At 42.9% G+C, this 13,312-nt stretch carries 18 protein-coding genes; 6 read left to right on the forward strand and 12 right to left on the reverse strand.

Annotation, left to right across the window (positions count from 1 at the left end):
* Positions 1-1,678, forward strand: a 1,678-nt coding sequence (locus V7K76_RS24795; protein WP_335030123.1) for a pentapeptide repeat-containing protein, incomplete at its 5' end; no start/stop codon positions are given.
* Between the two features lie 389 nt (positions 1,679-2,067).
* On the opposite strand, the gene V7K76_RS24800 is transcribed toward V7K76_RS24795, so the two are convergent.
* The 3 genes from V7K76_RS24800 to V7K76_RS24810 are packed head-to-tail and all read right to left on the reverse strand — an operon-like array spanning position 2,068 to position 3,836.
* The gene (locus V7K76_RS24800) at positions 2,068-3,039 is read right to left on the reverse strand and encodes a GUN4 domain-containing protein (protein WP_335030124.1); all 972 of its coding nucleotides are present in this window, start codon (positions 3,037-3,039) and stop codon (positions 2,068-2,070) included.
* Between the two features lie 19 nt (positions 3,040-3,058).
* On the reverse strand, positions 3,059-3,556 hold the full coding sequence (locus tag V7K76_RS24805) for a hypothetical protein (RefSeq protein ID WP_335030125.1): 498 nt from the start codon (positions 3,554-3,556) through the stop codon (positions 3,059-3,061).
* Between the two features lie 55 nt (positions 3,557-3,611).
* Complete coding sequence (locus tag V7K76_RS24810) at positions 3,612-3,836, reverse strand: DNA-binding domain-containing protein (RefSeq protein ID WP_335030126.1); 225 nt, start codon at positions 3,834-3,836, stop codon at positions 3,612-3,614.
* Positions 3,837-3,934: 98 nt separating this feature from the next.
* Between V7K76_RS24810 and V7K76_RS24815 the strand changes: the two genes are divergently transcribed.
* Positions 3,935-4,108, forward strand: coding sequence for a hypothetical protein (locus V7K76_RS24815; RefSeq protein WP_335030127.1), 174 nt, complete (start codon positions 3,935-3,937; stop codon positions 4,106-4,108).
* Between the two features lie 5 nt (positions 4,109-4,113).
* Positions 4,114-4,314 carry a hypothetical protein gene (locus tag V7K76_RS24820; protein WP_335030129.1) on the forward strand — a complete coding sequence of 67 codons (201 nt, stop codon included), beginning with the start codon at positions 4,114-4,116 and terminating at the stop codon, positions 4,312-4,314.
* Between the two features lie 98 nt (positions 4,315-4,412).
* Here V7K76_RS24820 and V7K76_RS24825 read toward each other — a convergent pair whose 3' ends face one another.
* From V7K76_RS24825 to V7K76_RS24845, 5 genes are all read right to left on the reverse strand, one after another.
* Complete coding sequence (locus tag V7K76_RS24825; RefSeq protein ID WP_335030130.1) at positions 4,413-4,871, reverse strand: hypothetical protein; 459 nt, start codon at positions 4,869-4,871, stop codon at positions 4,413-4,415.
* A gap of 9 nt (positions 4,872-4,880) precedes the next feature.
* The gene (locus V7K76_RS24830; RefSeq protein ID WP_335030132.1) at positions 4,881-5,513 is read right to left on the reverse strand and encodes a hypothetical protein; all 633 of its coding nucleotides are present in this window, start codon (positions 5,511-5,513) and stop codon (positions 4,881-4,883) included.
* Positions 5,503-6,264, reverse strand: coding sequence for a TIGR04255 family protein (locus V7K76_RS24835; RefSeq protein ID WP_335030133.1), 762 nt, complete (start codon positions 6,262-6,264; stop codon positions 5,503-5,505). The genes V7K76_RS24830 and V7K76_RS24835 overlap by 11 nt, the downstream gene beginning before the upstream one ends.
* A 360-nt stretch (positions 6,265-6,624) precedes the next feature.
* Positions 6,625-7,020: a type II toxin-antitoxin system death-on-curing family toxin gene (locus tag V7K76_RS24840; protein ID WP_335030134.1), complete on the reverse strand. Its 396-nt coding sequence runs from the start codon at positions 7,018-7,020 to the stop codon at positions 6,625-6,627.
* Positions 7,007-7,633, reverse strand: coding sequence for a hypothetical protein (locus V7K76_RS24845; protein ID WP_335030135.1), 627 nt, complete (start codon positions 7,631-7,633; stop codon positions 7,007-7,009). Before V7K76_RS24845 ends, V7K76_RS24840 begins: the two co-directional genes overlap by 14 nt.
* 349 nt (positions 7,634-7,982) lie before the next feature.
* Between V7K76_RS24845 and V7K76_RS24850 the strand changes: the two genes are divergently transcribed.
* Positions 7,983-8,111 (forward strand): hypothetical protein, encoded by a 129-nt coding sequence (locus V7K76_RS24850; RefSeq protein ID WP_335030137.1) that lies wholly within the window; start codon positions 7,983-7,985, stop codon positions 8,109-8,111.
* Positions 8,112-8,113: 2 nt separating this feature from the next.
* Here V7K76_RS24850 and V7K76_RS24855 read toward each other — a convergent pair whose 3' ends face one another.
* From V7K76_RS24855 to V7K76_RS24865, 3 genes are all read right to left on the reverse strand, one after another.
* A complete protein-coding gene (locus tag V7K76_RS24855; protein ID WP_335030138.1) occupies positions 8,114-8,548 on the reverse strand; it encodes a hypothetical protein in 435 nt (144 codons plus the stop codon).
* Positions 8,545-9,246, reverse strand: a complete 702-nt coding sequence (locus tag V7K76_RS24860; protein WP_335030139.1) for a DUF433 domain-containing protein — start codon at positions 9,244-9,246, stop codon at positions 8,545-8,547. Before V7K76_RS24860 ends, V7K76_RS24855 begins: the two co-directional genes overlap by 4 nt.
* A 185-nt stretch (positions 9,247-9,431) precedes the next feature.
* Positions 9,432-9,917 (reverse strand): hypothetical protein, encoded by a 486-nt coding sequence (locus V7K76_RS24865; RefSeq protein WP_335030140.1) that lies wholly within the window; start codon positions 9,915-9,917, stop codon positions 9,432-9,434.
* Positions 9,918-10,172: 255 nt separating this feature from the next.
* On the opposite strand from V7K76_RS24865, the gene V7K76_RS24870 reads away from it, so the two are divergent.
* Positions 10,173-10,349 (forward strand): hypothetical protein, encoded by a 177-nt coding sequence (locus V7K76_RS24870; RefSeq protein WP_335030142.1) that lies wholly within the window; start codon positions 10,173-10,175, stop codon positions 10,347-10,349.
* Here V7K76_RS24870 and V7K76_RS24875 read toward each other — a convergent pair.
* Complete coding sequence (locus V7K76_RS24875) at positions 10,346-12,733, reverse strand: NACHT domain-containing NTPase (protein ID WP_335030144.1); 2,388 nt, start codon at positions 12,731-12,733, stop codon at positions 10,346-10,348. The two genes, V7K76_RS24870 and V7K76_RS24875, sit on opposite strands and share 4 nt — an antisense overlap.
* Before the next feature lie 169 nt (positions 12,734-12,902).
* Here V7K76_RS24875 and V7K76_RS24880 point away from each other — a divergent pair, with 169 nt between their 5' ends.
* Positions 12,903-13,232 (forward strand): hypothetical protein, encoded by a 330-nt coding sequence (locus V7K76_RS24880; RefSeq protein ID WP_335030145.1) that lies wholly within the window; start codon positions 12,903-12,905, stop codon positions 13,230-13,232.
* The last annotated feature ends 80 nt before the right edge of the window (positions 13,233-13,312 follow it).

Genomic DNA, 13,312 nt, shown 5'->3' on the forward strand with positions numbered 1-13,312 from the left:
CGGAGCCTTCGCCTTCGTCTTCGTCTTCGCCTTCGTCGGAGCTTTCACCTTCGTCGGAGCCTTCGCCTTCGCCTTAGCCGGAGCTTTCGCCTTCGCCGGAGCCGTCGCCGTCGCCGGAGCCGTCGCCTTCACCTTCGTCGGAACCGTCGCCAGAGCCGGAGCTTTCGCCTTCGCCGGAGCCGTTGTCGTTATCGTCGCCGAAGTTCTACTTAGTGCTTACATTGCTTGGCAAGCAATGAAAGGAGATGAAAAATACGTCATGATTCGGAACACCTCTGTTGCTTTTGCAGCCTTTGGTGGTACTAGTTTTGGCAGCGCTGATTTAACTGATGCTAATTTCACAGATACCACACTTAAAAGTACAGATTTTAGAAAAGCGATTCTAACTCGTACAAGCTTCCATAAAACTAAGAAACTTGACCGTGTTCGTCCTGGTTTAACTTACCTTCAAAACTCACAAGTACGTCAACTACTGGTTACAGGACAGGGACAGGACAAAAACTTTGCAGGTCTTGACCTACGGGGTATCAACTTAAAAAAAGCTAACCTAGCAGATGCCAGCTTTATTGGTGCTGATCTCAGTGAAGCCAATTTGCAAGATGCCGATTTGTCGAGAGCAAAGCTGAAGCAAACGCAACTAGATGGCACAGATTTAACAGGTGCAACACTCACCGGAGCTTACATTGAAGATTGGGGCATTACAAATACAACTAAATTGCATGGAGTGAGATGTAAATATGTCTTCATGCGCTTACCTACTGCATATGACCCCGACCCTCTGCGCAAACCCGATAATAAGCAAGAGATATTTGCTTCGGGGGAGTTTGGGCATTTCATTAAAGCAACTTTTGACACACTCGACCTTTACCACAGTCAAGGTGTTGACCCAAGAGCGATCGCAATTTCCTTTAAGCAATTAGCAGAGAATCACCCCGATGCCGAATTAGAAATTGTGGCAATGGAGAAACGGGGAGAGGATAAGTTTTTGCTTCGTGCAAAAACCGCAGCGGTGGCTGATAAATCTGAACTGAGTGCAGAATATTTTGACACTTACAATGAGATAAAAGGTTTGCCAGAGTGGGAAATTAAATTATTACTAGAAGAAAAAGATAGCAGAATTCGTAGTTTAGAAACAATGGTAGTAACGGCGTTAGAGCGCCCTAGCTTTTATTCAAACACTCAAGTAGGACAGTTAGGTACTATGACTAACAATCAAGGCGGCTTGTCAGTTGGTGGTTCAGTTGGCGGCAATCTCAACAACGTTCAAGGGGACGGCAACCGCGCTGTTCTTGGAGATAATAATCAGGCTGTGCTTGGTGACAATAATCAAGTAACTCAAAAAAATCAAGTGGGTGCAGATACCGGAACACCATTAACTAAAGATGACGTTGTAAAGTTGTTGGCAGAACTTGAAACTTTGATTCAAGGTGCAGAACTCCCAGCCAACACTAAAGAAGAAGTAATTGAAGATTTGAGTGCTGCCAAAAAAGCAACGGATAAAGAAGAACCGAATAAACAACGTGCATTAGACCGTTTGGTAACTGTGGCAGAAACACTGGATAAAACGAGCAAGGGTATAGAAGGGGGTCAGAAAATCTGGACAATAGCCAAGCCAATTATTGTGAAAGTTGCAACCTGGTTAGGTGCGGCGGCTGGTTCTCACTTATTGGGGTTGTAGGATTAGCAAAATCGTTCTCTAAAACATAACCAAGCGGGAAAATTTTCCATAGGGTTGATAACCTAATACTTGCATCTTTTAACCCAGCCCCCACAATTTGACAAGAGAGAGAAATTCTGAAACTGTTGGGTAGATTTGGGAGTTGGGGGATTGTTGTAGATGGGGTGTTGGTTGATTGGAACCAGTAGTGGGTTTACACAACAGCCTATAAACTATTCACATTGTAGTTTACGTATTTGCAATGTCTCATCGTCCACGCAACCTGCAATCTGGATTTTGTTACCCTTATCAGCCACCAGTGCCAGGTATTGGGATACAGCCAGGTATCGGATTTATGAAATGTTGATTATTGCGTGGTAAAGAAGGTTGTGATAAAGGTTTACAAAGTTCTAAAAGCCTTTTATATTACACTTCACAAGTCTCTGCGCGAGAAAAGAGTACACAGGAAATAAGGTACCACCCAATGAGGTAGAGGTACCCTCCAATTCCGCAAACCCAAAAACCAAAGAAAGGATAGGGAGGTGTCCCACAGGGGCAGAGGTATTAAAAGTGACTTTTTTGTAACTAATCCAACTGTTGCTCACTCTCCATCCAATGTGATCGCCAAATTTCGGCCAGGCTTCTCGGTAATACTTACCATCTGGCTTACCGCCAACGCTTAAGTAAATTTTCTTTTGAACGCTGAAGCCAAAGCGTCCATTGCTATATTTTACCCATAGGCTGTCAATTGTGCGGAGGTCAGTACAGGGAAAGTTTAATAGTTCTTTATTCCTAATGAAATCATTTTCCTCACGCCCTACTGCTTGAAGCATTACTAGATAAGTTTCATAATCAGCGTTTTTCCAGTTACCTACTGCTAGTAGATCGCGTAGTCTGGTGTAGTTTATGCCTTTTTCTGAACTGAGGTCATCAGTTTTCACTGCCTCTCTTTCAATTTGTACGCTTCTACAAATGCTCTTGTATAGCATTATTAGTGCATTATTATCATCAATTGTTTTAAAATCTATCCATGATTTTGTTCTAAGAAAACGGTAATTCGCTTCTGCTGGTATTTCTTTAATGCCTGGTAGCAAGACAGGGATCAATCTAAGATTCGAGTTTATAACTAAGTCCACGATTATTGGTAATTCTAAATTTCCCTGCCATCTTCCTGGCCCAGATGAACCAATAACGAAGACTACAGATTTAGACTTGCAAAGCGCCTTTTCAATTTCTCTATACGGCGTATCTCCTCCGTATATTTGCTCTTCATCTAGCCATACCCGTAGACTACGCTGTTTCAGATAGCTAGCAATAGCTCTTACTTGTGGCTTATCCTGACTATTGTGAGCAAGGAATACATCAAATTGCGGTTGATTCATTCTTCAAAGATTTCTTTTGTTAGTCCTTCACACCTGCAATAACTGCCAACGCATGAGCATACTGCTCCAAATCCAGCCTCAAGGATTCCAACTCAGCCCGCAAATTCTTTTGCTCAGTCCAGTTGTGCTCATGGTCTTTAAGGCTAAGGTGTGCTGGACGCTGGGCTTCCCATGTCTGTAATCTGGGATGCCATTTAGCCAAGACAGGACGTAAACCATGATTCAAAACTGCGATCGCAATTCCCCCAACTGAATCGTGAGATGCACCGACATCAGGGCCAGCTTGTTTGAGAATTTCTCTTGTTGTGCCAAATAAGCTATATAAAGAATTCAAAGCCTCACGCAGTAGTCCTTGGTCAGTTTCCAAAGGTTGAACAGCAATACGTGTAACAAGTTCAATATAAAGTGACCATGCAGCCCTACGTTCTGTGGGGTCAGCATCCCATTCGGCGCTACCAATGCCAAAGGGAAGGCTTACAGATACTTTTTTCAATCTTGCAGGGTCAAACTTGGGCATAAATTTATAGTCATTAACTTGGTTATAATCACGACCTATTTCTAAACGAAGTGTGTCATGCTTTTATTTGAGGGTTTTTGACCAAAACTTTTAGTTCTAATACCTGAGCTTCTAATGCTGCCATTCTCTGGCTCAACGGAACTTCTTCGGCTGCACCCAGATATTGAGCCAAAGCATTTAGAATCACTTCAGTTTTGGTTGAGTGAGTCTCGGCAATATAACTTTCCAACCTTTTGTGAAGGTTTATTGGAATCCGAATACCAGTAGAATTACTAGACACAACTAGATAAAGTTATAAACTGTTTAACAGTGTAACACTGAAGGTGATACTTACTCTTGAGAATGCGATGAACCCTAAGCAGAATTCTGCTGAGGGTAGTGATAACCCAATACTTGCGCCTTACATTCCCGACACCACAACTTGACAAGAGTGAAAAATTATTCATGATCTTGGCAGCATCATCAACAGGATTTGGAGTTGGCACAGTAAGCGATCGCGGTGTATTAGCGAGTTGTAAGATGCGATCGCACTCAATAGTGACCAATGACTAAAAACAATGACTCAAGACAGACCAGACAGATTAGACCGGATAGAAGCGACATTAGATCGTGTTGCCACCAGACTTGATGATCTAGCTCAAAGACAGTCCAGCACTCAGCAGCAGATTGATGACTTGGCTGTTAGACAAGCTTATACTCAGCAGCAGATTGATCACCTCACATCAACTGCCAACAGCTTGCTGAAAAATTTTTCATGAACCTGAACAGGGCGATTGCTCTTTCTCAAACAAAAACACCACTGTGTCGAGTGGTGTTTGAAGCGAATATGAACAGATGATGAGCATATTGGGATCGACTAAGGTGGTAAATCTTGTGGCTTAATCTCCCAGTCCTCTTTCTGGATTCTCTCGGTTGCAATCCGTGCCAGCTTTTCTGCAACTTTTTTAAAAGTTCCTTTGTTCGTGTAACTTGGAGATGGCTCAATTTGTGCGTGAGATGGATTGTCATCTGTTGGCCTTGGGCAAACATCAATTTTGTAATCAAAAACTGGCTTGCCTTTTGGATCGTTTTGAGAAACATTTATTCTCCGAACTTTGCCAGTAATTAAACTCACGACACCATCATCTGGGTTTTTCTGCGTGCATTGTGGGTCATAATCACGAAGCTTTGCTCTGTCAACAGAAGGAGCTTGATTTCTATCTGTAAATGCTAGTGAGCTAAGTTCTAATCCAGATTCTCCAATGCGATAATATTTGTCTAATCCACAAAAAATGCACCGATACAATAGCTCATCATCTGTAACAACATCGCTCACTGCAAACCTCTATGAAACTAGCCATTTCCAGAGATCCGTGAGTTCAGCAGGTGATGAAGCCGTGCCGTCTTCCATTTCATCGTCAATGTCAGTCCCCCAAACTTTGATGTATTCTGCGGTATTTCCCAGAATATAAACAGTTAACTTTTTGGTTCCGTGCCACCACTCAAAAACTATTTCTGAGTCAAAGCTCAGATTTACCAGTGGTTCACCCCACCACATTTGGTTAGCAGCAACAACCGTGCGTAGTTGTTTCAACCATTCTATGGCGTATTTATAAGTTTCATTGTCAGATCCTAGTTCAGCAATTCTTCTGTAAGTTTTGGGAGCTTTGGGAGATTGTGAATAGCTCCAGCTTGAAAGTTCCAGGACTGCATAATTATCAGATTGCTCAGAGATAGCCTTGATCCTTTGAACTGAAGAAGCAGCTATCTTAGACCGATATTTCCAACTCCCTACGGTTGATGTTCTGTCTGTCGCAAGAATAACAAGATTGGCGTTTTGCCCAACCGATGGACTTTGTAAGTCTTCTGCTGATTGAGAAACCGGAAGTTTGGTTAATTTGCTGGCTATCTCAGATAGCGCTGTTGTCTCTGAATTGTGACGATCGTCCTTTATGTAATAGGCAGCTTTACTTGACATCGAATAACTCCCTTGTGCGATCAGTAATCAAACTCTCAAAGACTTGTCCTTGTCTACTTTTTAATTCATATAAATTGGAAGCCACTTCCTCAAAAGATAGAGGCTTTTCTACCCAGGCTTGAGAAATGTCCAAATCAAGTATAAATACAACTTCTCCAGGTTGCGGTTCGGAATCCGATAAAGTTATTGCTAGTCTAGCTGGAATATCTTCATAAATTAATTCAGTTCGCGTCACAAACTCTGATATGTGACTTGGAACGCTATCCGGTAACTGAGGATATATATTGACATAATCACTAAGGTCAATTGCCTGATCGGGAGATGAAATAACTATTCGATTTATGTAGCGAAGAGAAATACGGGTTATACCAACAGGTTTAGTAACTTCTAAATACAATTGAAGTGCCTGCTTGATTCTCTTACTAAATTCATCCCAGCCTTCATAAGGACGAAGGCTATGGATGCTCAGTAGATTGGGCCCAACGCCTACTAATTTTGTGCCATCGGCGGAAGGAAACAAAAACTTGGGCAAGTCTTGTGTTACCGTAACTTCAGGGTTTACAGCCTGCATCCGCGAAAATTTAAATTCCGTTGCTATTGAGTTTTTTTCGCTTGGCTCACCTGTGTATAAATCTCTTACTTTTTCATAGAACAAACCTGGCACTGTAAAATTCCATGCTTGTCCGGGAGCAAAGCGAAACTCACAGACCGCCTCTTCTATTGGTGGATTACTATACTGACGGCGTGTCATAAATTACCCAACTGCGGCATAACCTCACGTTTTTAGCAAGTTACAAATTTAAGACAAAAAATAACGATTCCTGTTTACTAATCTTAAGATATCTAAGTCTGTCCTTATGAAAAGTTTTTCATAAGCTCACATTCCCGCCCCGACAACCTGACCCCTTGACATATCATTTATCAATTTCGCCGCGTCATCCACAGGGTTAGCTGTAGAAACAGTAAGACTTTGCGGTGTATTAGCCAGGGTGATAATCGCACTTCTTAAAGCATCCAGTCGTTGCTCAAATTATCCACATGACACAGGTAACAATTTGGCGAGGGCGATCGCTCTTGGGTGACTGAAGGAAAGCAGATAATCGCAAGGACGTTAAATAAGGGTTATTATGTAATTTTTCAATATAGCAGGCAGTTGTTCCTTGCTTATTTCATGCGTAACTACCTGTAGCGTTAACTTCTCAGCTTCTTCTTCTGTTATTTCGATATCGTAATCATTCGCATTTAAAAAAGTCACCATAGCAGCAAAAGCAGTGCGTTTGTTACCCTGCTCAAAAGCGTGATTGCAAGCTATGTGAAATAGGTATGCAGATGCCTGTTCATAGATCGTGGGATGTAAATACTCTCCGAAGTAAGTTGCTTGAGGCGAGTAAAGAGCAGAGTCCAGCAAGCCTTCATTAATTATGTTTGATGACTCGCCAGTTTCACTGACGAGTTCATCATGTATACGGATTACGTCTTCTTTCCCAAGAAATTTAGGATGCTGCAAGTCTCTTGTAAACCGGTCCCCATTTTTTCATTGTTGATAGGAAGATTAACACAGTTTCTGATTCTTGAGGGGTTATGTCTCCTAAATCGAATGCGTTAACCTCCTCTTGGGAGAACGCATTGACTCGTAACCCTACTTCAATGAGTGAGTTTAGTCCATGTTTTAGGGTTTCTAGGGCAACATAGCTGCCGTCTTTTTTGGGACTTTCAGGACTAGCTATGTTTTTGATTGCGTTATACGTAACAAGGAAACCTGATGTTAAATTTTTGATTGCTTCTCTTTTTTCGTTTCCTAGAAAGAAATCCCAGTCTGGTTCAAAAATTTCCTTTGAAAGGAAAATAGATTTGACAAAGTACAGTACTGACAGATCCCCTTCGTTCGCTGTTTCGCTAATTTTGTCAAGTAGCCTGAAAAGTCTATCAAGTTTTTCTTTCAACTGAGCTATCTTTTGTCTAAGTTCATCCTGCGAGATACCTCTAGTGTTGGCTATTTCGGCTAGTTCAGCACTAACCTGATGTCGCGCATTAGGAAAATGCAGGCATTGCTCAAACAGCTCTACTTGTGCTTGAAGTGTTGAGATTGTTTCTTGTGTGAGCATGAAGCCTTGTGTCATTGCCTTACGACCCCTACAGCCAGAATTAGCTTATTCACTTTTACTGCCCAGAAAAACCCTTTAACCTTACTAGGGATACAGGATTGTTGTATTTCTGTGGATATCCACTATATCTATAATACTTCTATATCTCAACTGTAGTGTCACTCTTTTGTTGTTATATCTCAACTGCGGTGTCACCATAATGCCGTTATAAGTCCACTGCAATGCCATCATAATGACGTTATATCTCTAGTGTGGTGTCATCGCATTGTCGTTATATTTCTACTGCGGTGCCATCATAATGGCATATCCGCTTGCTTATAATCCACCAAAGATCCAAGCAATACAGGCGATAAAGTCTTAAAGAGTGACTTTTCCAGCTTTGGTTCTGAAAAATTTTTCACTGTTGAGCTTCAAGCTAGATTTCCTGAATCGGGCGCGATCGCTATTCACCGAAAGCAAGGCTGATTACAAAGGAAAGCGATCGCAACAATGATTTTATAAAAATCGCTTCAATTCTTCATTGAGCATCTGGTCATCTTTCCACATAGATACTTTTCCATCCCGATAGATTTTGGCGATGAAGGGGGCGGGATGTTCGCGGACAAATTCTTGCATCGAAACAATTGCTTTTAGAAAGATTGCAGCCATATCTCTTCCTGATAGGCTTTGAGAAGCGAGTGCAAACATTTTTATCTGGGCACGGGCAACGGCAATTCTTTCTAAGGTATGTTTACCAATGTTGGCATCTTTAGTCAGAACAACCCAGCCCCTTTTGCCGACTTCTGGTAGCCAGTCTACATCAGCCGCGCCTTTATCAAAGTGTTCGTCATGAATTTCGATGTTAATGCCAGCCGATTGAAGCGTTTCTACAATGCATCTGCTACCTAGACATCGATCTACGAAAAAGGTAATGGACTGGGGTTGAATCATGCAACAAGAGGTAGTTCACACCGGATAGCCTCTTCTATCTTGAGACGATCGCACTCATAATCATAAGCGAGATCATCAATTGAATCACCTGCTTGATAGCGTTCTGCTAACACGCTGGTGGCAATTCCTGTCCCAGCGATGACAAGGCGACCAAAGGCAATTCGGGGATCAATGACTACAATGCGAGGGTTGTTTTCTTCTGACGAGCGAGTAAAGGGATAAAGTTTAATTGCAAGCCCAGTGTCATCAGGCTCAATTCGCTCAAGGTGGGTATTCAAAGCGTCTTTCATTTCTGTTTGCACGCTTTTAGAAGCATTAACGAGAGAGCCATATCGCTCAATGAACAGATCAACGCCATCTGTAAGAAAACGCTCACGTGCTAGGGGATGAGATGCTTGAAACTGCTCATCAATAAAGTCAAGAGCATCTCGCACCGATCTCAAGTCAATTTGGTGATGTTTGCGAATTGCTCTTAGAACATGAACTTCAATTAGGTTAGTGAATGAGAGGAGTTTTGGCTTGAGATCGCGGATTGGAATTAGGGGTCTAAAAAAATTAGAGCCGTTTGAGATTGGATAGTGTCGCCCAACTGTCCAAGAGCGAATAGTGCCTGCTGGAATACGTAAATAACGAGCGGCATCGCTAATGGAGTAGGTGGGAATGTCTCTAGGGTCGATTCCTCCGTAAAGCTCGGTCATAAGCGTGCCTACTAGAAATGTTTATTTCTATTATTGAGTAAATTTAACTGAGATTCAATATATGACCATTTAATAAAAATTTTGCGTCATCGCTGTCTTGCGATACCCAATGTCCTATGTGCTTGTTAGCTGTGAAAGTATCGCTAGTTAAAAAGCGACTCTTTGATTTACTCCTGAAAAATTTTTTACATTCCCGCCGACATTACCTGACCTCTTGAAAAATTATTCATGATCTTGGCGGCATCATCAACTGCATTAGGAGTTTGGACAGTCAAGCTTCTTGGTGTATTAGCCAATGTCATAATCGCACTGTTGAGAGCATCTAACCTTTGCTCAATACCCTGGTTAGCCATCTTTAACGCCTCTACAAACTGATTGCCGCCTGTTGTTTCTCGTGGCTGAATATTTGCCTGTAACGCGTGCATTGCCGTTGTATCTACTGGCGGAATATCGGCTTTGGTGCTGGGTAATTCTGCCCCTCGTGTTGGTAACTTCATCCCCTCCCTCTGCCTCTGGTAAGCCTCAAATATGCTTTCTCCCGGCTTGAGGTCAAGTTTGGGCATCGGGTTAAGTTCAATTCTTTGCGGAAGTGCAAACTGTGGACTAGATCGGTTTTTCTCAGCTTCCGACAAGTCTATCGGTTTACCTGCTCTTTCACTAGTCTCAAACAAATCTATTGCAGCACCGCGTCTACGCCTTGATTCACCAGCTTGAAAGTTTTGATTCTCTGTCCCTTGGGTTACTTTCTGCTCTTGGGTCGCATTGGCAGCAATTTCAGGCTGATCATTGAGATTAGCCTGAGCGCTGTCTACACGCTGATTGCTGAGGTCAACTTGCTTGTTGGCAATCTCTAGATTGGTGGTCGCTGTTTGAATGGCAACAGGATCTTTTTTGGATATGGCAATTTTCAGCGCTCCCTCAGCCTCATGTCAAACAAACCAGATCCACAGGTATTAGAGACAGCGATTGCAGCAGCCATTAATGCTCACACTGGTCTACATCAAGCTATTTATGAACTCCTGTCTGGCTCGGTGACTGAAGCCAAGCAGATAATCGCCCATGCTGATTGCGGAGGACAGCTAATGCGAGTCGTGATTCTTTAGGTTTGTGAAAAATTATTCACTCCTGGGCTAGTTTTAACTGGCAACAGCAATGTATCTTCAATCTGCTGTCGCACTTCTCGGCTTACGTAGCACTCGCTGTTGAGGCAATCAACTAGTAGCTGGTTTGCATCATAGTACTGCTGCAATAGTTGGTTTTGTCCATCGCTGAACTGCCAGTCATGACCAATATTGCGATGCTCAATCATTACAGCTCTAAGTTTTTCAGTCCAAGTTCGACCGTTTTCCTGCCACCAGTTTTTCAATGTTTCCTCGTTCGATTTGTTGTAATCAGGAAGTTGGTCTTTTAGTTGTTCGAGCGATCGCTTGAATTTGAGGTCGAGGTCGAGGTCGAGGTCGAGGTCGAGGGAGAGGGAGAGGGAGAGAGAGAGGGTTCGGGAGAGGGAGAGGGTTCGGGAGAGGGAGAGGTCGAGGGTTCGGGAGAGGGAGAGGGTTCGGGAGAGGGAGAGGGAGAGGGATCGGGAGAGGGAGAGGGTTCGGGAGAGGTCGAGGTCGAGGGAGAGGTCGAGGTCGAGGTCGAGGGTTCGGGATCGGTCGAGGGAGAGGTCGAGGGTTCGGGAGAGGTCGAGGGAGAGGGATCGGGAGAGGAATCGGGAGAGGTATCGGTCGAGGTCGAGGTCAAGGGAGAGGGAGAGGTACAAGGCTCGGACAGCAACAGGTTTATAACGAGTTTCTACAGAACGAGATTTTTCTTCAACCCAAGTGAGAAAATGCTGTAATTTTTCATCAGTCGCTACAAGTCCATCAATCTGGTGTTTCATCAACTGCAACAGGTCATCAGCATCGGGCAATATTCCTAAAGTTAGAAAGAAGACTTCTTGCCAACGCTTGTCAGTGATATGACTAGCTAGCTTTGGAAACGACTCCTGAGGATTACGGCTTAAGGCAATGTTTCTGGCAGTGAAGAACTCATGAAATGTTAGATGAGAAAATGAATAAATTTTCCTTGCCCGTTCTACCAATAAGCCATGCTGTGCCTCAATGGATTTCAGTACTGCCCTGCTGTCTAATAACAGTGCCTCTTGGTCGGTTTGGGCATCAGGTAGGTTTTGAATGTAATCACTAATGTATTCTTCTAAAAGCCTTTCTTTAAAGAAGTAATTTCCTTCCTTAAAAGTTTCTAAGGCTATTTTGCTCAACAGGTCTTGTTTGCGTTTGAGAGAAAGTTTGTGATACACCAAATCGCGCTCAATCCTGCGCGTACCATCCCATTTTTTCAGCAATACATCTATGCCTTCTTGGTAAAGCTCAGAACGGTTAGAAGGAAAATCTGTCGATTCCCCAAACAGCAAACACAGTAGTGTCAAGAGTAAGGGATTAGTAGCCAGTTCTTTAATCCGTGGATTTTTTTGAAGCTTTTCAACAAACTGTTGAGCTTTTATCGGGTCTTTAGCCTGGAACCATTTGTTGGCAAACTCAGTAATCTGTTTTTCATCAAAGTCGGCAACTTCAACCTCAGTAAAGTGTTCAAACTTATATTCATTAGCGGCAATCCGACAAGTAATCACAAAATAGTTGCCATCATACTGAGTAGAAACTTTTTTAATTTCTCTTATGACCCTATCGTTGTCTGCTTGCCTAACTTCATCTAATCCATCAAGCAACACAATTGCCCGACCCTGACGCAACAGCGTTTTAGTTATCTGTTGGTCTGAAATCTCGTTAAGAGCAAATTGGTCATTGATATATTTCAATAAACTTGGCTGCTGAGGTTCTTCAGCAAAAGCTTTGAGTGTGATGAAAATCGGGACACGATCTGCTAAAAATTGCCCCAAGTTACATTGAATTGCTATTCGCTTTAAAAAGGTTGTCTTGCCTGCCCCTGGCTTTCCTAAAATCATCAGCTTCGAGTTTTGCTCAACAGCCGCTAAACCGGGCACTCGCTTTTCTACAACTTGATATAGCCCAAAGCGATCAAAGTCTTCTGGGTTGCAGTTTTCCAAAAGTTGTGCGATCTCTAAGGATCTGCGTCCTGTAATTTTCTCCAGTATGTTGACATCGGTGTAAATGTCGTTTAACCCAATGGGGTGAGTCATGTCCAGAACACGCATGAATCCACATTGTTTTTGGATGGATACGCTCACTTTTTCACGTACCTCTTGCACCAGTTCGTCAATATTAGAGGTTTTGACTGCTTGCTTTTCCTCCGCTTCTAGTTCTGCAATCTCACCCCACTCTAAACCCAGTTCTGTGCAGATGGCTTGGAACAGGCTCTTATCAACACTTTGTCCCTTCAAAAATTTGTGGATGGTCTGTCGAGAACAACCTGCCGCCCCTGCTAAATATTGCTTTGCACAACCCTTTAGTTTTAATGCTTGTTCAGCTTTTTCTAAACCTGTTTTCGATGCTCTAACGGATCGCGTCATAGCTGTGACTAGAACTTTGACATAAGTATTACACAAGTCGAACAGCCTAGTCTGACCAAGCTTGGTTTTGAAATTTGTATCGTAAAAGAACAAGCGCAAGTTCAATTCTTCGCTTCAAGGAAAAACCTGGATTTCTCCAGGTAAATATCGAAAGTACGAGGTTACAACAATGGAATCCAATCGCCGTAGACCCCGCAATTCCAATCATAAGTCAAATGCTCCTGAAGCATTTTTGAGGGCAGTAAATGCCACAACCGAACAGCAATTTCATGGACTGCTCAAAAATCTGGTGACTGCTGTGAGCAAAGATAGCAGCAATAATGTTGCGATCGTGGCGATGGCAGCAATGTTCTTCGCCTTTGCTGTGATGGCGCTAAAACCTGCAACACCCGCAGCTAATGCGCCAGCGATTAACGTGCAAGTTCACCCAACTACCACAGTGACAACTCATCAAGAGCAAAACCAACGAATAGATCCTGCTTTAGAGCCAGGGTCTTAATCGAAGTGCGATCGCCACAAGAGTGAAAAGTTTTTTGCTTTGGCGATCGCTTGTATTAACTGTGATGGACTCGTGTAAAA

The sequence above is a fragment of the Nostoc sp. genome, from assembly GCF_036917975.1.
Classification (GTDB): Bacteria; Cyanobacteriota; Cyanobacteriia; order Cyanobacteriales; family Nostocaceae; genus Nostoc.